This is a genomic window from Roseovarius sp. SK2, from assembly GCF_028807495.1.
Lineage (GTDB): Bacteria > Pseudomonadota > Alphaproteobacteria > Rhodobacterales > Rhodobacteraceae > Roseovarius > Roseovarius confluentis.
On record NZ_JARAMK010000001.1, the window covers coordinates 806,012 to 824,491 of the forward strand.

Below are 18,480 nucleotides of genomic sequence, written 5' to 3' on the forward strand. Positions count from 1 at the left end.
GACGCCTGGTTTAAGTCGATCCGCTGTCGCGGAGCTCGGGCGGTCAGCCGTTCCGGTCAGATGTTGCGGCCTCAAGCGGGAAGGCGTCGAAGGCGTCGCTGTTGTGACCGAAGACGGCCTGCTGAAGCCGGGTGCGTGACAGGCGCTGGTGTTCCACAGCCAGATGGTCGGCGAGGTCGGAATCGCGGTCGCGGATCGCCTCGAACATGCTGTGGTGCTGCTTGCTGGTCTCGGTGAGGTGCTGTTCGAGCGATTTCTGCTCTTCCGAGCGGCGCTCTAGGTCGATCCGGTTGGAGAAACAGGCTTGGTGCAGGCGGCTCGCCGTCAGCAGCATCCGCTCGTAGAAGTTGGAGAAATACTCGTTCCGGCCCGCCTCTGCGATGGCCATGTGGAATTCGAGGTTCACGTCCTGCCGCTGGATGCCGGTGCCGTTCGGGCACAGCTCGTCGAATTTCAGCATTTGCACGCGGATCTTCTCCAGATCCGCCTCGGTGCGGTTCTTCGCGGCGGCGCTGTTGACCACGCGACTCGACAGCAAAAGCGCGTCGAAGATCGAGGACAGATTGTCGAAGTTAAGCGGCGCCACCAGCGCCACGCGCCCGTCGCGGACCACAAGTCCTTCGGAGATCAGGTGGATGAACGCCTCTCGGATCGGCGTGCGCGACACGGAATAGCGCGCGGCAATCGCGGCCTCGTCCAGCACGCTGCCTGGTTTGAGGTTGAGGCGCAGGATGTCCTCGCGCAGGCCGCTATAGACCTTTTCACCCCCCCGGTTCGATTTGCCCTTGGTCTCATTCATTTTCGATCTCCCCGCCTAAAGCATTTTCATCAATGGAAAATTTCAGCATCCGGCCCGGGTTCGCAATCCCGAGCGGGTCGAATGCCGCCTTCATGTCGCGCATCATGCGCAAGGACGAGGAGGACTTGTACCGCTCCATGTCGCCGGTGTGGATCGAGCCCACGCCATGCTCTGCGCTGAAGGTGCCGCCAAGGCCCACGGCAATGTCGTAGAACATGTGGCCGACATGATCGCGCACGGCTTCCTGCGCGGTCTGCGCGGCCCATGCCTCATGCGTGAACATAGCGATGTAATGCAGGTTGCCGTCGCCGATATGGCCCACGACCACCGGAACCGCGTCCGGATAGGCCTCCGCCAGCTCGGCCTCGGCCTGTTTGATGTACTGGTCCAGCTTGCCGATCGGCACCGCAATGTCATGGGTCAGGCCCATGCCGGCATGCATGTTGCACTCGGTCACCGAATGGCGCACGCCCCATATCTCGCCCCGCTGGCGCTCGTTTTCGGCCAGGATCGCATCGGTCAGAGCGCCGCTTTCCAGCTCCGGCATGAGCAGGGTTTCAAGGATATCGCGATACTCCGCCTCGGTGCTGCGCCCGCCGACCTCTACGATCAGGTACCAGGGCGCCTGCCGCATACGCAGAGCGCCTTCGGCTCGGAACTCTCGGACGATCTCCATCTCGCTATCCGACAGAAGCTCCAGCGCGGAAATCTCGCCGGGCAGCGCGCCGCGCAGATCGCGCGCGATGTAAAGGGCCGTGTCGATATCCCGGATCGCCAGCGCCGCCGTGGTCATGCCGCGGGGCCGGGCGAAAAGCTTCAGCGCGGCGCCGGTGATGATGCCGATCGTTCCTTCGGAGCCGATGAAGAGATGCTTGAGGTCAAAGCCGGAATTGTCCTTCCGGACGGTCTTGATCGCGTCGATGATGGTGCCGTCGGGCAGCACCACCTCCAGCCCCAGTACCAGGTCGCGCATCACGCCATAGCGCACGGCGGCGGTGCCGCCCGCATTGGTCGCGATATTGCCGCCGATCTGGCAGGAGCCTTCAGCCCCGAGGCGGAGCGGGAAGAGCCGGTCTACATCCGCCGCGGCCTGCTGAACATTGGCAAGGATGCAGCCTGCGTCGACGACCATGCTGTCATCGTTGGGATTGATCTCCCGCAAGCGGTTCATGCGGGACAGGTTCAGCACGATGGAGCCGCCCTGCCCGTCCGGCACCGAGCCGCCGCAGACGCTGGTATTGCCGCCCTGCGGGAAGACCCGGATGCGGTTGGCGTGGCAATAGGCCATCACCTCCGACACGGCTTGTGTGGTTGACGGAAACACGACGCACTCCGCCTGGCCGGTATGGCGCTTGCGCCAGTCGATCAGGTGCGGCGCCATGTCCAGAGCCGCAGTCAGAACGGTGACATCCTTGATATGCCCCAGGGTGCTTGCGTGATCCGTCATGATTTCAATCCGTTACTTGTCGAGAATGACCGTGTTTTCCGGCAGCCAGCCCACGGTGACCTCATCCCCGATTGCCGCCCGCGTGGTGGAGGTTTCGGAAATCGTGGCCACGAGCATCTCCATCCCGCCCGCAGCCTGAACCGTGAGACGCGTGGTGCTGCCGACAAAGGCGATTTCGGTCACCTTGCCAGTGATCCTGTTCTCGGTCGATGCCGCATCCGCGGCCCCAGCATGCACGAGGTGCAGGCGTTCCGGGCGGACCATGGCGGCAAGACGCGTGCCGGCGGCCTGCGCGAAGGTCGGCACGTGGATCACGTCGCCGCTGTCGATCTTCAGCGTGTTGCCGTCCTGCGCGGTGCCTTCCATCATGTTGGATTCACCGATGAACCCGGCCACGTATTTGCTGTTCGGCTCGAAATAAAGCTCGTCCGGGGTGCCAAGCTGGGCGATCTCACCCACATTCATCAGGCAGACCCGGTCGGAAAGGTTCAGCGCCTCTTCCTGGTCGTGGGTCACATAGATGAAGGTGGTGCCCATCTCCTGGTGAAGGCGCTTGATCTCGCCCTGCATCTGCTCGCGAAGCTTCTTGTCGAGCGCGCCCAGCGGTTCGTCCATCATTATGATCTCGGGCGAGTAGACGATGCAGCGCGCGATGCCGACCCGCTGCTGCTGCCCCCCCGAAAGCTGGCGTGGCTTGCGGTCCTCGAAGCCTTTCAGACCGACACGCTCGATGGATTCCATCACCCGCGTCTTGATCTCCGCCGAGGGCACGCGGCGGGTGCGCAGCGGATAGGCCACGTTGTCGAACACGGTCATATGCGGCATGAGCGCGTAGTTCTGGAACACCATGCCGATGCCCCGGTCGCGCGGCGGCACATTGGTCAAGTCGCGACCGTCCAGCATGATCTTGCCAGAGCTGGGCGCGATGGCGCCAGCGATCAGGTTTAGAAGCGTACTCTTGCCGGAGCCGGACGGCCCCAGCAGGGTCAGGAATTCGCCCTGCCGCACCGCGAGATCGGTGGGTTGCAGTGCCACGGCATTCCCGAAGGACTTGGAAAGCCCTTCAAGGGAAATGCTGATCGGCGCTTGGCTGTCGGTCATGGTTGGCCCTTTCACGGTCAGTCTTTTACCGGCACGGTATAGGCAAGCCGCAGGCGGCCGCCGTCCACATACATCGTCTGTCCGGTCATGTAGCTGGCATCGTCGGAGGCAAGGAACACGCAGGCCCGGCCGATTTCCCGCGCGGTTCCGAGCCGGCCCATCGGGGTCCGGGCAAGGATGCCCTTCATCGCCGAGGGATCGGTGCTGAAGATATTGCTGAGCAGCTCGGTTTCGATCGAGCCGGGGCCGACGCCGTTCACCCGGATGCCATGCGGCGCAAGGCCGAGCGACATAACGGATGTGAGCTGGTTGATGCCGCCCTTCGACACCGCGTAGGGCACGATGGTGGGGCTACAAACCTCTGCGTTGATCGAGCTCATGTTGACGATTGAGCCCTTCACCTCATGGGCGACCATCCAGCGCGCGGCGGCCTGCCCCACAAGGAACGCGCCTTTGAGGTTGACGGCCATGACGCGGTCGAAATCCTCTTCCTCGATTTCGAGGATGGTGGCGTTGTGGTTGATTCCGCTGTTGCACACGGCGATGTTGATCGATCCGAAGGCCTTTTCCGTGGCAGCGATCAGCGCGGCTACATCTATGGATTTTGTCACGTCGCAATGGGTGTAGCCGCAGGCATCCGGGCCCAGCTCTTCCGCCAAGGCCTGGCCTTTTTCATCCTGGATATCCGCGATCATCACGCGGGCGCCCTCTGCCACGTATTCGCGCGCGATACCTTCGCCGATACCCTGCGCCGCGCCGGTCACGATGGCGGTCTTGCCTTCAAGCTTCATGTCAGCTCCTTTCGGTATTCTTGGTGCAAGCCGTGTCGAAATCGCCGGCCTCCTGTGTTTGCGGAAGCAAGTGCTTCTGAATCCGCTGTGTCGGTGTCTTGGGGAAGCTGTCCACCACGGCCCAGAACCGCGGCACCTGGAAGGCGGCCATCTGGCCCTTGCACCACTCGGCAATCGCCGGGATGTCCAGATCCGCCGGATCGGCGGGCAGCACGTAGACCTTCAGCTCCTCGTCGCCCATGTCGTCCTTGACGCCAATCACGGCCGTCTCGGACACCTGCGGGTGATCGTTGATCGCCATCTCCACCTGCGCGGAAGAGATATTCTCCCCCCGGCGACGGATGCTGTGCTTCTTGCGGCCCTTGAAGCTGATATAGCCGTCCGCATTGCGCACCCCGAAATCACCGGTCGGGAACCAGTCGCCCCGGCGCGCCTCGGCGGTGGCCGCGTCGTTGTTGTAATAGCCCACGGTCAACACACCCGGCTCCCGCTCGCGCACGCAGATCTCGCCAGTCTCGCCATCTACGCAGGGGGTGCCATCCTCGGCCATCACCTCGACGTCGAAAAAATCTGCTGCCTTGCCGACAGAGCCGACCGGTCCGCCGATATTGATGGTCGAGAAGCTGGAGGTTTCGGTCATGCCATAGCCCTCACGGATTTCCACCGCGTAGCGGCGCGCGAAATCTTCCCACACTTCAACGGGGCATCCCCCGCCCCATGCAATGCGCGCGCCATGGGTCTTGTCGATCTCGGCCTCGGGCTGCTTGAGCAGAAGCTGCAGCATGCCGCCCACGAAATGAACATGGGTCGCGCCGCATTCCTTCACCTCGTGCCAGAAGCGCGAAGCGCTGAAGCGGGGCACCATGTGGAGCCGCACGGGCACCATCAGCGCCATGACCAGCACCTCGGTGCCGAAGACATGGTAGATCGGATCCCAGAAATGCAGCACATCGCTCTGCTGCACATCCGACAGCCAGGCAGAGCTGAGCGCGCTGGCCTGCACCATCCGGTCGGACATCTGCACGCCCTTGGGCATGCCGGTCGTGCCGGAGGTGTAGAGGATGATCCGCAGGTCGGACCAATGCCGCGCCGCGCCGGTGAAGTCGGCGATTTTGGCGCCGTAAGTGGCGCCATCGGAGAAGACGAACTCCCCCGCCCCATCACGCCACAACACGCGGGGCGCCTCTGCCTCGGCCAGGGCTTCTTCGTACATGCGATCGGCGATCAGCAGCGCCGCTTGTGAATGGGAGAGCTGGTAGCTCAGACTCTTGCCGCGCAGCGCCACGTTGATCGGCACCAGCACCGCGCCCATCTTCGCCAGTGCGAAGAAGGTGATGACATGGTCCGGGTGATGGCTGAGCATCACGCCCACGCGGTCACCGGATTTGATCCCCGCGCCTGCAAGCCGGCCGGCCATCTCCCCCGCCGCGGCGTCGAGGCCGGCATAGGTCAGCTGGCCGTCATCCCACGACAGGTAGACATGGTCCGGATTGTCCCGCGCCGCCGTCTCGAGGAGGGACGCAACCGTCTCCTCCTCGTCGAAGTACGGTGGTCCCGCATGTTGTGCGAGGGTTACCAAAGCCATTTCCCTTCATCCGTCACGGTCCAGCGCTCGATGCAGGTGGTCTCGTCGAACTCCCGCGTGATGGAGCAATGGCCATTGCGCTGGCGCACCACCATCTTGGCGAATTCGAACACCGCCTCGCGCAGCGCCGGATCGGGCTGGTCGGTGAAGGGCACGAGGCCGTCGAGCACCACAGTGGCCGACCTCTCGCCAGTCTCGACGGAGACATCGTTGCGGAAGGCGGTGAAGATCGTCGCGAAGAGCTTGACGATGCTTTCCGGGTCATTGTCCTCGCAGCCGGTCTTGGCGGCGAGATCACCGGAGAACTGAGCGCCAAGCATGCGCATCGCCATCGAGATGACGTAAGACGCGCTGTGCACGCCGAGCAGTTCGTACAGGATCGAGACGACGTGGCGCACGTAGTCGGTGCTGTAGTTGTAGCCGCCTTTCAGAACGCGGGCTTCACTCCACAGCTCGGGGTTCAGCTTGGGCGCGGTCTCCGGGTCGAATTCCGGCGAGGTTTCCACATGCTCGACACAAAAGCGCTCTTCGGGGCTCAGGTCGTGATCATATTCGTAGAAGTAGCCCTCGTCATAGGGATGGCCGTCCGCCACGAACTTGGTGGCCACCCATCCAAGGCGCGGGCAATCCAGCAACTCGCCATTGCGCGGGTGCCAGGTCGACAGGATCGTGCGGCGCACCGCGGGCGGCACGGCAAGGGCCGCGATCCCGGGATAGGAGCCCCAGGGCGCCATGTAGCGGATCCAAGCCTTGCGATCACTCTCGACCACAATCTGCATGTTCAGGCCGCCGATCGAGTTGGAGTGATAATGATAGAGGGCCGCGGTCACCGCCGGCGGGTTGTCCTTGATCTCCAGCTTGTCGAGCGCCTCGATGAACCGTTCCTTCTGCTCTGACGACAGCAGGCGGCGCCAGATCTGGACCAGCGTATCCTCGCCCTTCTCGCGGTAGCACATGGCGGTGATGCCGGACACCATCATCCATGCGACGCCACCTGCCAGAGCGGTTCGTTCGCTCAGCTCCGCGAAGGTTTCGTCTTTCTTGACCTGTTTCATCAATACAGTCCTTTTGGTTCAGAGAGTTTAGCCAGCCATCGGCGTCGATTTGCGCAGCCCCGCCACGATGAGCGAGACGACCAGCGACATGGCCGTAAGAAGAGTGGAGACTGCCGCGATCACCGGGGAAATCTCCCAGCGGATCGAGCTGAACATCTTCACCGGCAGGGTCACCGTGTCCGAGCCGGACAGGAACCATGCGATCACCACCTCGTCGAAGGAGATCAGGAAGGCGAAGAGACCGGCCGCGATCAGCGACGGAACGAGTTGCGGGAGCACCACGGTAAAGAACATCCGCATGGCGCTGGCCCCCATCAGCTGGGCGCCGAATTCCAGGTTGCGGTCCAGCTTCTGGATGCCGGCGATGATCATGACCATCACGTAAGGTGTGGTGTAGATCACGTGGCCCAGCACCAGTGCGAAAGTGCTGCCGGTGATCCGCAGATAGGAAAAGTAGAGATACAGTCCCAGCGCCGTCACGATGGTCGGCACGACAAGCGAGCTCATCATCAGGCCGGAGATCAGGCTTTTGCCCGGGAAGTTGTAGCGTGCGACCCCGTAGGCGGCGGGCACGGCCGTCAGCAGCACCACGATGGTGGTGATGACCGAGACCTTGGCGCTCATCAGCACCGGGTCCGTCCAGTCGGAGGAGGAGAAGAAGATCCGGAACAGTTCCACCGAGAATTCCTCTGGCGGGAAATTCAGATCGCCCGGAGGGCCGAAAGCGATGGGCACCACGACGAAAATCGGCGCGAGCAGGAAGAGATAGCCGAGGGTGGCCAGCAACGTGCCGAACCTGCTCAGGCGCGCTTGGATTGGATCCTTGATTTTCTCAGACATGATCGGTCCTCACAGGGCGGCGCGGCGGTTGCGGGCATAGACGGTCCCGACGACGATCAGGGTCATCCCGAGCAGGATCATCCCGATGGCGGCAGCCGTGTTCCAGTCCAGGGCTTCGCGGGTGTAGAAATCCACCAGGTTCGACAGCATCGCGTCACGCGGGCCACCAAGCAGGGCGGGAATGATGAAGAAGGACAGCGCCATCACGAAGACGCTGGCCAACGCGGCGATGATGCCGGGCACGCTCATCGGCAGGGTCACGGTCCAGAAGATCCGCGCCGGGCGCGCCCCCATGATCGAGGCGGAGCGATAGACCGCAGGGTCGATCGCCAGCAGGCTAGCCAGAACCGGGAATACGACGAAGGGCGTGAGGTAGTTGGTCATGCCGATCAGCACGCCGGTGCGGTTCAGCAGCAGCGACATGGACAGCTGCCCGCCGCTGATCGCGTCCAGCGCCGAATTGATGATGCCTGTGCGGCCAAGGATGATCGTGAAGGCGTAGCACTTGACAAGAACGCTGGTCCAGAACGGCAGCAACACCAGAATGAGCAGGAAGGCCCGGCGCTTCGCGGGCTGGCGCGCAAGGTGTAGCGCGATCACGTAGCCAATCAGCAGGCTCAGCGCGCTGGAGGAGACTGCGATGACCATCGTGGTCGACAGCGTGCGGTGGAACAGCGTGCTCTTAATGATCGAGATATAGGACCCCAGCGAAAAGTCCGGCCCCTCGACCGAGGTGTAGAAGATGTAGAGCAACGGCAACGCCGAGATGCAGATCGCAATGATCGCTGCCGGCGTTACGAAGATCGACGCTTGGCGGAAGTCGCGCATGACGGATCATTCCCCTGCTTCAAGAGGTTACGGACAGATCGAAAAATTCGAGGCCACGGGAACGGTCGGCGGGCGAGGCCGCCGACCGCGAGCGGGTCAGATAAGGACCCACTCCTTGAAGCGCCGGGAAACTTCTTCGAAATTATCGGCCCACCAAGCGTCGTTCAGGACAAGGTGGTCCGGGTCGCTGAGATCGGGCAGCCAGGACTGGCTGTCTTCCGTAAGCATAGGAACAGCAGACTTGGAGACCGGCGCATTGCCGAGAAGTTCCATCGTCGCCGCCTGAATTTCGGGGCGCATGGCGAATTCGAGGAACCGCATCGCGTTTTCCTTGTTCGGCGCGCCTTTCACGACGGCAAGATATTCAAGACCGTTCAGGGTCTGGTCAAAGGAGAACTGGATGTTGCCGCTTTCGCTTTGCGCGCCGGTGGTGCGCACGCGGCTGGCATAGGTGTAGCTGAAATCGACCTCGCCGGTGCGCAGCAGCGCGATGGTCTGCGGCGTGGCGCTGACCCAGGAGGCGACTTGCGATTTGATCTCGTCCAGCTTGGCAAAGGCGCGCTCCACGTCCAGCGGGTAGACATCGGCCGGGGCCACGCCATCGGCCAGCAGCGCCGCTTCCAGCGTTTCGCTCGGACGGTCGCGGAAGGTGCGCAGGCCGGGGAATTTCTCAAGGTCGAAATACTCGGCAAAGGTAGTCGGGTGCTCGCCCTCGCCGAAGCGGTCCGCATCCCATGCGATGCCGCCGGCCCAAGTGTAGAAGGGCATCAGCGTCTCGGTCGGCGCGAGGGTCATGTCGTCCACGTCAAGCATCGACTCGTCGAGCGGCTCCCAATAGCCTTCCTTCTCGCCGGAGGCGCCCATGGCGCCCGGTGCGTCGAACACGTCCCATTCCACGTTGCCGGTCATGACCTGCGCCTTGACCTTGGCAAGGTCCGGCGTATCGACGATGTTCACTTCGATGCCGGTTTCGGCGGTGAAGGGCTCGATCACGCCTTTCACGACGGAGTCGCGATATGCGCCGCCCCAGGTCACGAAGGTCATCGAGTTGGACTGCGCCAGCGCAGAGCCCGGGCGAATGATCATCGGCGCGGCAACCGCGCCGGTCAGGCCCGCAAGCACCTTGCGGCGCGACAGAGTGACGTGTTTCTTCATCTTTGGTTAGCTCCCAGTTGGCAAGTGAAGGTTAGTTCTGGTTTGCTGCCGATTTTTCCTTTTCCAGGATCGCAGGCAGGGCGAGTTTCAGGGCTTCGACAACCTCTGGGCTGGCGGAGCGGAGGGGGGGCAGACAGCCGCCATGCGACAGGCCCATTAGCTCTAGCGCGGCCTTGATCGGCCCCGGGTTATGTTCCCGGTACAGCATCGAGATGAAGGGCATGATCTCCTGGTGGAGGGCCAGCGCTTCGGCGTTCTTGCCGTCGGCGCAGAGCTTGTAGACCTTGTTCCAAAGGTTCGGGATGATGCAGGAGCCGGCCAGCATGCCGCCCCTCGCGCCCATCGCCATATGCAGCGGGAAGACATCTTCCTGCCCGGTCAGGATGCTGACCCGGTCCCCCACCAGCTCCACCGTCTGCATCTGGTAGCGCGTGTCGAGGCTGCAGGCCTTCATCGCGGTTACGCGAGTCTCGTCGGCCAGGCGCACCACGGTCTCCAGCGACAGCTGGATGCCGGTGCGATAGGGGATTTCATAGAGCATCAGAGGCAGGTCGACACTGTCGGAGACGCGCTTGAAATAGTCGACGAAGCCCTGCTCGGTCGGGCGTGCGTAATATGGCGTCACCAGCATCAGCATGTCGGCGCCGGCGGCGGCGTATTCTGCGGCCTCTTCCAGCGTGTCGCCAAGCCCCGGCGACAGAAGCCCCGGGATGACAGGCACCCGACCCGCGACCGCCTCTAGCGTTGCATCCAGCATCCCATGCTTTTGCCGCCGGCTGAGGGCCGTTGCCTCACCCGTACCGCCGATGGGCGCGATGCCTGCGGTATTTGCGGCAATCAGGTTCTCGATCAGATCGCTGACAGCGGTGCGGTCAATGCCACCCTCTGCGTCGATCGGCGTGGGTGTGGCACTAACGATGCCTTCGATTTTGTTGACGGTACTGGTCAAGTCGCAGGATCCGGGTATTGAATGCATTTTCAGTATACGTATTGCACACTCAAACGTATTTCAGGTCAATACCCAAGGTGCACAAAAATTTTTTATGAATATATTTCAGAGGCGTAAAGGTGAAGTGTTGGCGGAATAGGGGTCGGTTATTTGGGCCAAAACGGGCCCAAAAGAAGCTGAATGAGGCGGATTGCCCGGAACATTTGAGGCGTGAGGCGACTCACTTCGCCAATCAAGGGGGGGCGATCAGGGGCAGGCGATCCGCCACATCCTGAAGCGTCCTTGTTGCGTCACTTCTCGGATCAGGCCTCTCTCTTCCATCCAGGTTGATCTGCCCCCATCGGGTGGTCCGGGTTTCCGCCCTTAGTACCAGCTGGAATCCGCAATCGAAGAAAGACTTCCGAAGCGCGAATCCCGATCCTTCCAGTACCCAATCCTCTCGACCAGCTTCTCGACGATCTCGAGCACCCGGGCGACCTGTTGCAAGTCTTCTTCCATGCAAACGCGCACTTCGGCGTCATCCTCAGCTTCGATATGCTTCAGCAGCTCGTCGCGCTCTTCTTCAAACATCTGCGACAGGCACTCGGGTCTCTTCTTTTGATTTCACAAAAAGCGGCGCAGCCCCGCGGATTAGGCTCGGTTCGAGAAGTATACCTGTCTTCGCTTGCGGCTGGCCCTTGAAGGAAAAACATTTGTATGTTACGCATATACTTAATATTATAAGGTACATACCATAGATAATAAACGTGGGAAGCTATGGCGGCACTTGAACGGCACGACAGCATCGAACACCATAGATCGGGTCCTGGCGGCGCAGAGCGCGAGAGTGGGAACATCATAGGCATCATCCTCATAAGCATGATCTGCGGCACGACGGCCGCGATCACCGCCCTCCTTTTCGGCGCTAGTTTGTGGACCATGCTGCTCCTCTATTCGCTGGTTGGCTCAGCTTCAGGGCTGCTCGTGCCGGCGGTCCAAATGATACGTTCCTCCGCAAAGCGCAAAGATGCTTCCGGCCTGGTCCTGCGCCGGCCCGAAGGATATTGATATCCAGCATCGCATCACATGCGCGGATGGGTCCGAGCGGCATCCGGTCGCAGGGCGCAGCCTGCTGCGCGGTAAGGCTGCCACGGTTCCATAGCGCAAGCTTGCCCTGATCAACGGCCATGCGGTATTTTGGATCATCATGAAAAACGCACACGCGCCCTTCGAGAGCCTCGGCATCAAGGATCTCGTTCCGCCCATCGCAGCCCATCCCGAGGCCCCCCTGTCATCCCTTCTGCCACAGGCACGGTCAGCGCTGACCTACGCGCTAGCCTCGGCCGAACAGGATGCGCCCCTGCGCGTATTCTTTTCGATCTGCGACGGCAAAACCCGCGCCCGAGTCGTGCATGTCGACGGTCCGGATTCCGAAACGATCTGGTGCCGGTTCGACGAGTGGCGCAGCGCCTGGCCCGAACCGGATCCGCAAGTCCGCTGGCTGCGTATCGATTGGGTGACCCGCACCTGGAACCTGACATGGGAGCAGTGCCAGCTCGCCATCCGGAGCAGCAAGCGCAATTATTTTCGCTACGGCATCGCTCTCGACCCCGACTTTCGCCAGGCATTCCTCGAACAGGAACTGAACGCCAACGCCATGCTCTACCTCGGCAACGACCGGCACGAGGGCGGACTGAATGCGAAAAACACGCAGATCTACGGTCAGCGTCGCTTCGGCCGGGGCTTTCACCTGCCCGAGGCACCGACCGATCCGGTGCGCCTCTTCGCCACCGATGCCTTTCTTCTTCAGCCGGACCGGCCCCCGGTGCCCTTGCACGGGTTCAGCGGCGGCACCGAGGGCCGCGACACCGGGCGCCGCCAGGTCGATCCGCTTGACGCGGCCACGGTCGAGAACATGGTGGACCAGTCCAGCCGATTCCTCGCGGCCCAGGTGGATCCGGAAGGCCAGTTCGTCTACGGCGTCCACCCCTGCTTCGACCGTGAGATAAAGTCCTACAACACCCTGCGCCACGCCAGCACAGTCTATGCCATGCTCGAAGCGTGGCAGGTCACCCGCGACGCCGGGCTCAAGGCCGCGATCGACCGCGCCCTGCGCCTGCTGACCGAGGGGCTCATCCGGCAATACACCGTCCCGGGTGGCGAACGCGTGGCCTATCTCCTCGACGTTAACAACGAGGTGAAACTGGGCGGCAGCGCGGTCTGCCTTCTCGCCCTCGTCACCTATACCGAACTCACCGGCGACGAACGCCACCTGCCGCTTCTGGAACAATTGGCGCAGGGCATCGCGCTCATGCAGGACCCGGACTCCGGGCAGCTGTCGCATGTGCTCCATGCCGAAGACCTGTCCGTCAAGGAACGCTTCCGCATCATCTATTACGACGGTGAAGCCGCCTTCGGCCTGATGCGCCTTTACGGCCTGACGAAGGACCCGCGCTGGCTGGCTCTCGTGGAAAAGGCCTTCGACTACTTCATCGCGCAGGAACACTGGCGCACCAACGATCACTGGCTCGGCTACTGCGTCAACGAACTAACGCTCTACCGCCCGGAAGAGCGTTATTTCCGCTTCGGTCTGCAAAACGTCGCCACCCATCTCGACTTCGTCATCGACAGGATCACGACCTTCCCGACGCTGCTGGAACTGATGATGGCGGCACACAAGATGATCCTCCGGCTGGAGCAGAGCGAGGCGCACCGACACCTTCTCAAGCATCTCGACCGTGACAAGTTCTACCGCGCGCTGGAGACCCGGGCGCGCTACATGCTGAACGGGTTCTTCTGGCCTGAAACGGCGATGTATTTCCGCAATCCGCGACGCATTCTGGGGAGCTTCTTCATCCGCCATCACGCGTTCCGGGTCCGCATCGACGACGTGGAACATTACCTCTCCGGCTTCGTGGCCTATCTACGCCACTACCTGCACCGCGAAGTGGCACCGACGCTCCCGTCGCCCGCCCCGGCCCCGGCGCGGGATCTGCCGCGGCCTGCCGACGCGGTGCTGGCCTGCGGCGGTGCGGTCAACCTCGGCCGGCGCCAGCACATGCGTACGGCCCAGCTCGGGGCACAAAATGTCCTCGACATCCCCGAATTACGAGCCGCCGACCTTGCGGTCGTGAACCTGGACTGCGTCGTCAGCACCCTTGGCAGGCAAGGCACCGACAAGGGCGAGGCCGGTCCTTTCTACTGTCGCGCCCGCCCCGAGTTGCTGCGTGTCCTGACCGCCGCCGGTGTCGATGCCGTCACCGTGGCCAACGCCCATAGCGGCGATTACGGGCCGACCGCCCTGCAACAGCAGCATGAAATTCTCGACGCGCTCGGAATCGCCAGCACAGGCAGCGGCGCAGACCGACAAGACGCTTTCGACCCCGCCGTCTGCCGCGCGAGCGACATGCGCGTGGCCCTTCTCAGCGTGGACACGACCCAGCATCGCTTCGCCGCCGGCGATGATGGCTTCGGCACCGCCTACCTGTCACCCACGGATCCCCGGGCATGGCGCCGCGTGATGGCGGAACGGATCGCGGCAGCCCGCAACGAGGCCGATATCGTCCTCGTTTCGGTGCATTGGGCCGCGCGAAGCACTCCTACCCGGGACAGCGACATTCGCACACTGTCCCACGCCCTTGTCGATGTCGGCGCCGACGGTGTGCTCGGCACGACCGGCCCGCATCTCCACGGGATCGAACTCTATCACGGGAAACCGATCATCCACGGCACCGGCTCCCTGCTGTCGGACACCCCGCGCGCGTGGTTCCGACCCGGCGGGCTATTCCGCCTGGGCCTGTGCAAGACCGGGATCACTTGGGTCGAATACGTGCCCGTTGGTATCGGCGACGGCTTCAGCCAGCGTCTCGACGGCGAAGCGGCAACTCGGGCAATCGACAGCTTCGATGGCGCCTGTCAGGCGCTGGGTACAACGCTCACCCGCACCGCGGAACAGGCCTTCGTCCAGCTCGCCCCCTCGGCACCGCGTTCCGTCAGCACCGCTGCACCAGCCATCAGGCCCTCCGACCGCTACCGTCACGACCTCCTGGCCCGTTACACGCCCGATTCCGACTTGGGACAGGCAGGCTTCGTTCCCGGCGATGCCCGCATCGCACCGGTGACGCTGAACGGGCTTCAGCTGCTGGGAATGAGGGTAAAACCCCCAGCAATCACCGGCCGCCAGATGCTCTGGATAGAAACCTGGTGGTCAAGCCCGAAACCTGTCGCCGAAGATCTTCGGCTCAGCGTTCTCGCCATTCCGCTTGGATCACGGCACGCGGCCGAATGGGGCAAAGGGACCGACCACGATCCCTGCGACTGGATGCAGCCCACCACCCGCTGGCAGCCTGGAGCGATCTACTATGACCATTGCGGCCTGCGCCCGCCCGCTCTGGAACATATCGCGCCCGGAGCGCTACAGCTCGAACTGAGAGTCCTCGGCCGCAGACCCAACAGAGAGTGCTATCTCTTTCCGCGGCCCATCCCGGTACAGTTACCGGCCTGAACACGGGCGTACGTCGCATCGGCGCCTGACGGCACATCCGCAGACGTCTCGCCCGCGTATTCGTTCAGCAGGGTGGTCACCACGCGATTGAGTCCAGTTGCGTTCGAGCCCTTGACCATGACGACGTCATCCGCCCGCACCTCTGACCCAAGAATATTCAGAAGGTCCTCTGGTCCATCCAGCGCCTGGTGGCCGGACAGGTTATCGATGCCTTCGAACTCCGGGCCCAGCGTATAGATACGGTCCAGCTTTAGCTGGCCCAGATAGGCCACCAACTTGGCGTGCTCCTGCGCGCTGACATCGCCCAGCTCCGCCATCGCCCCCAGCACCGCAATCCTCCGGCCCTGTGTGGGCGTATTGCGCAGGTGGATCAATGCCGCCCGCATCGACGCCGGATTGGCGTTGTAGGAATGGTTCAGCAGCACGCAAGCCCCGGACTGCACCGGCAGTCGATGCACCTCGCCTCTTCCGCTGGTGACACGAAAACTCGCGAAACGCTCCGCCAGTTGGTCCAGCGGCAGGCCCAGGGCGTGATACACCGCGCAAGTCGCCATGAAATTCTCCAGCATGTGCGGCCCGTGCCGCAGACATTGCGCCAGTTGCAGGCGCCTGTCGTCCACGCCGATCGTCGCCACGCCACGCCGCGCGTCGAACCCCAGCAACACGACGTGGTCCTGTGCCCGTCGTCCGTAGTGGATCACCTCCAGCCCCTTCTTGCGGGCAACCTTCTGCAGATACGCACCCTCGTGCATTCCGCTGTTGAGAATCACCGGGGCACCGCGGCGCATCCCGTCAAAGATCCGCGCCTTGCGTTCGGCAATCGTGCGCAGGTTCTGATGATAGAGGACGTGTGCCAGCTGGATATTGGTAAACACCGCGACGTCAGGCCGTGCCAGTTTGGAATTGTCCGCCATGCCACCGATTGCAAGCTCCAGCACCACGAACCGGTCGCGCTCCGACGCACAGCCCAGGTTCCAGGCCACGCCTCGCGGTCGGTTCCCGCTCTCACGCGTGGCGTAGACCGGACCGAACGCCCGCAGCGCATGGGCGGTCAGATCCGTGGTTGATGTCTTGCCCGAACTGCCCGTGATCGCCACGACCGGCGCCGTGATCCGGCCACGCGCATCTTTCGCCATCCGCATCAGCGCCGTCATCGGGTCGGGCACTTTCAGGATCGCCTCCGCCTCAAACGCCGCCGGCACCTCACCTGAAACGACCACCAGCCGCGGGCGCACATCTTCGCGTGCCAGCGTCTCCTGCGTAATGCCGAATGCCATCTCGCCGGTTCTAAGGAAAACGATATCGCCAGGTCGGTAGGTCGGGAAATAGGTCGAAATACCCGAAACGACGCGTTGTTCGTTCTCGACGTGCACCCAGGCCGAGTCGGGCAGGATCGAGGCGACCTTGCTCAATGTCCAGTCAGGCATGCAGGCGTCTCCCTTCCCCGGAAAGCAGCATGACAGTTGCGCGCGCATGGGCCGAAGGCCCTCCGGCCCCGGGCAACATCTGCTCCGGGGCCGGGATCGGGTCGGATTACATCGCCGTGTCGTCGATTCCGCCGGTCAGCCCGTCCAGCAGCCCGCCATCCAGCAGGCCGTCAGTCAGACCGCCAAGAACACCACCGCCGCTCGACGGGTCGCCGTCGGTGATCAGCACAAGGTCTGTCGCATCCGCTAGCAAGCCCTGGTCGCCGATCACATCGCCCAGCACCCCGTCATTGCCAGTCACGTCGCCAAGGACACCGCTGTTGCCGGTGACATCGCCAAGCAAACCGCCGTCCGACACCACGTCATCCAGCAGTCCGGCATCCGAGCCCGTCAGCCCCGACAGCAGACCATCAAGCGGGCTGGTTTCGCCGCCCAGCAAACCATCCAGAGGGCTGCCGTCGCCGCCGAGGAGACCGTCCAGAGGACTGCCTTCGCCGCCCAGCAGACCATCCGTCAGACCACCCAGCAGGCCGGCTTCACCGGTCAGCCCATCCAGCAATCCACCGTCGCCGCCAAGCAGGCCGTCAAGCGGGCTGCCTTCGCCGCCGAGAAGACCGCCCAGCAGACCTTCGTCGCCGGTCAGGCCCTCCAGCAGACCGCCCTCACCGCCCAGCAGGCCATCCAGAAGGCCGCCACCACCGGTACCGTCGTCCGGCGTGCCGCTTTCGCCCAGCGCGCCGGTGCCGGTCAGGTCACCGACCAGACCGCCCGAGCCGGTCACGTCGCCCAGGGCCCCGTCGTTCAGCAGGAGGTCACCCAGCAGGCCGTCGGATCCGGTGACATCGCCCAGAACGCCGTTGTTGCCCGTCAGGTCTCCCAGCAGGCCGCCATCGGACACCACGCCGTCCAGAAGGCCGGTATCGTCGCCCTGAACACCATCCCCCAGGATCGGCTGCCCCAGAAGTTCGTTGCCAAGGTCGCCAAGCGCGCCGTCTGCACCAACCAGGTCACCAAGCAGCCCTTGCGAGCCGGTGACGTCGCCGAGGAGACCATCATCGTCGGTCACGCCGGCCAGCAACCCGCCAGCGCCGATCAGCGGATCGAGCAACCCTTGAACATCGGCATCAGCGTCCGCGTCTGCGTCTGCATCCGCATCGGCATCAGCGTCGGCGTCGGCGTCGGCGTCCGCATCGGCGTCCGCATCGGCGTCAGCATCTGCATCGGCATCTGCATCTGCATCGGCGTCTGCATCAGCATCCGCATCGGCATCCGCATCGGCATCAGCATCTGCATCGGCGTCCGCGTCAGCATCGGCATCAGCATCTGCATCGGCGTCCGCGTCAGCATCTGCATCTGCGTCAGCATCGGCGTCCGCGTCAGCATCGGCATCAGCGTCCGCATCTGCATCTGCGTCTGCGTCAGCATCTGCATCTGCGTCTGCGTCAGCATCTGCATCGGCGTCTGCGTCTGCGTCAGCATCCGCATCAGCGTCTGCGTCAGCATCTGCATCGGCGTCTGCGTCTGCGTCAGCATCCGCATCGGCGTCCGCATCTGCATCTGCATCTGCATCGGCGTCCGCATCCGCGTCTGCGTCTGTATCATCAACAGGCGCGCTGCTGCCGCCGCTTGAGGCCACCGCCGCAAGGCCCAGGCCACCGAGCACGGCCGCGGCAATACCTTCTTCCGAAAAGCCAGCACCAAGGCCTCCGCCTTCGGTGGGGTCGCCATCGACGACCGGGCCATTGTTATACACGATACTATGCAGCGATCCGCTCTGGGTCTCGACATAATAATCCTTGACCGTCACCGTGTCTCCGGTGCCCAAGTCGATGACAAGATCGTTGCCGGACCGCGTATAGACTTCCTGCCCAGTCTGATCGACATCCAGAAAGACGCGCACCTCGGTCGGGGACGCTTGAATTGTTCTATTCGCCATATTCTCCACTCCTATTTAACCCCCCTCGCACAGGCCCCTGAAATATACAGCCTTAAGTATGTGCGAAAGTCTTAAGTATGTATC

General features: G+C 63.1%; 16 protein-coding genes and 1 pseudogene. 2 read left to right on the top strand and 15 right to left on the bottom strand.

Going from position 1 to position 18,480, the window contains the following annotated elements; translation table 11 throughout:
- Window positions 1-43 precede the first annotated feature (43 nt).
- From PVV74_RS04070 to PVV74_RS04120, 11 genes are all read right to left on the bottom strand, one after another.
- Window positions 44-799 (bottom strand): GntR family transcriptional regulator, encoded by a 756-nt coding sequence (locus tag PVV74_RS04070; protein WP_103765043.1) that lies wholly within the window; start codon window positions 797-799, stop codon window positions 44-46.
- Window positions 792-2,246, bottom strand: a complete 1,455-nt coding sequence (locus PVV74_RS04075; RefSeq protein ID WP_274592320.1) for an FAD-binding oxidoreductase — start codon at window positions 2,244-2,246, stop codon at window positions 792-794. The genes PVV74_RS04070 and PVV74_RS04075 overlap by 8 nt, the downstream gene beginning before the upstream one ends.
- A gap of 12 nt (window positions 2,247-2,258) precedes the next feature.
- Window positions 2,259-3,347, bottom strand: a complete 1,089-nt coding sequence (locus PVV74_RS04080) for an ABC transporter ATP-binding protein (RefSeq protein ID WP_103765077.1) — start codon at window positions 3,345-3,347, stop codon at window positions 2,259-2,261.
- Between the two features lie 17 nt (window positions 3,348-3,364).
- Complete coding sequence (locus tag PVV74_RS04085) at window positions 3,365-4,138, bottom strand: SDR family NAD(P)-dependent oxidoreductase (protein WP_274592321.1); 774 nt, start codon at window positions 4,136-4,138, stop codon at window positions 3,365-3,367.
- Window position 4,139: 1 nt separating this feature from the next.
- On the bottom strand, window positions 4,140-5,723 hold the full coding sequence (locus PVV74_RS04090; protein ID WP_274592322.1) for a class I adenylate-forming enzyme family protein: 1,584 nt from the start codon (window positions 5,721-5,723) through the stop codon (window positions 4,140-4,142).
- Complete coding sequence (locus tag PVV74_RS04095; protein ID WP_103765047.1) at window positions 5,711-6,778, bottom strand: hypothetical protein; 1,068 nt, start codon at window positions 6,776-6,778, stop codon at window positions 5,711-5,713. Before PVV74_RS04095 ends, PVV74_RS04090 begins: the two co-directional genes overlap by 13 nt.
- A gap of 27 nt (window positions 6,779-6,805) precedes the next feature.
- On the bottom strand, window positions 6,806-7,618 hold the full coding sequence (locus tag PVV74_RS04100) for an ABC transporter permease (RefSeq protein ID WP_103765048.1): 813 nt from the start codon (window positions 7,616-7,618) through the stop codon (window positions 6,806-6,808).
- 9 nt (window positions 7,619-7,627) lie between these two features.
- Window positions 7,628-8,446: an ABC transporter permease gene (locus PVV74_RS04105; protein WP_103765049.1), complete on the bottom strand. Its 819-nt coding sequence runs from the start codon at window positions 8,444-8,446 to the stop codon at window positions 7,628-7,630.
- A 96-nt stretch (window positions 8,447-8,542) separates the two neighbouring features.
- The gene (locus tag PVV74_RS04110; protein ID WP_103765050.1) at window positions 8,543-9,601 is read right to left on the bottom strand and encodes a polyamine ABC transporter substrate-binding protein; all 1,059 of its coding nucleotides are present in this window, start codon (window positions 9,599-9,601) and stop codon (window positions 8,543-8,545) included.
- 31 nt (window positions 9,602-9,632) lie between these two features.
- The gene (gene dapA, locus PVV74_RS04115; protein WP_274592323.1) at window positions 9,633-10,550 is read right to left on the bottom strand and encodes a 4-hydroxy-tetrahydrodipicolinate synthase; all 918 of its coding nucleotides are present in this window, start codon (window positions 10,548-10,550) and stop codon (window positions 9,633-9,635) included.
- 363 nt (window positions 10,551-10,913) lie between these two features.
- A complete protein-coding gene (locus PVV74_RS04120) occupies window positions 10,914-11,120 on the bottom strand; it encodes a hypothetical protein (RefSeq protein ID WP_103765053.1) in 207 nt (68 codons plus the stop codon).
- 186 nt (window positions 11,121-11,306) lie between these two features.
- Between PVV74_RS04120 and PVV74_RS04125 the strand changes: the two genes are divergently transcribed.
- Together PVV74_RS04125 and PVV74_RS04130 are read left to right on the top strand one after the other, a co-directional pair.
- Window positions 11,307-11,597: a hypothetical protein gene (locus PVV74_RS04125; RefSeq protein WP_274592324.1), complete on the top strand. Its 291-nt coding sequence runs from the start codon at window positions 11,307-11,309 to the stop codon at window positions 11,595-11,597.
- Between the two features lie 139 nt (window positions 11,598-11,736).
- Window positions 11,737-15,033: a CapA family protein gene (locus tag PVV74_RS04130; protein WP_274592325.1), complete on the top strand. Its 3,297-nt coding sequence runs from the start codon at window positions 11,737-11,739 to the stop codon at window positions 15,031-15,033.
- Here PVV74_RS04130 and PVV74_RS04135 read toward each other — a convergent pair.
- From PVV74_RS04135 to PVV74_RS22875, 4 genes and pseudogenes are all read right to left on the bottom strand, one after another.
- The gene (locus PVV74_RS04135; RefSeq protein WP_274592326.1) at window positions 14,991-16,460 is read right to left on the bottom strand and encodes a UDP-N-acetylmuramoyl-tripeptide--D-alanyl-D-alanine ligase; all 1,470 of its coding nucleotides are present in this window, start codon (window positions 16,458-16,460) and stop codon (window positions 14,991-14,993) included. The two genes, PVV74_RS04130 and PVV74_RS04135, sit on opposite strands and share 43 nt — an antisense overlap.
- A gap of 106 nt (window positions 16,461-16,566) precedes the next feature.
- Window positions 16,567-17,568: a hypothetical protein gene (locus tag PVV74_RS04140; protein WP_274592327.1), complete on the bottom strand. Its 1,002-nt coding sequence runs from the start codon at window positions 17,566-17,568 to the stop codon at window positions 16,567-16,569.
- Window positions 17,553-18,062, bottom strand: a complete 510-nt coding sequence (locus PVV74_RS04145; protein ID WP_274592328.1) for a hypothetical protein — start codon at window positions 18,060-18,062, stop codon at window positions 17,553-17,555. Before PVV74_RS04145 ends, PVV74_RS04140 begins: the two co-directional genes overlap by 16 nt.
- A gap of 154 nt (window positions 18,063-18,216) precedes the next feature.
- Window positions 18,217-18,396: pseudogene (locus tag PVV74_RS22875) on the bottom strand (BapA/Bap/LapF family prefix-like domain-containing protein); the annotation flags it as partial.
- Window positions 18,397-18,480 lie beyond the last annotated feature (84 nt).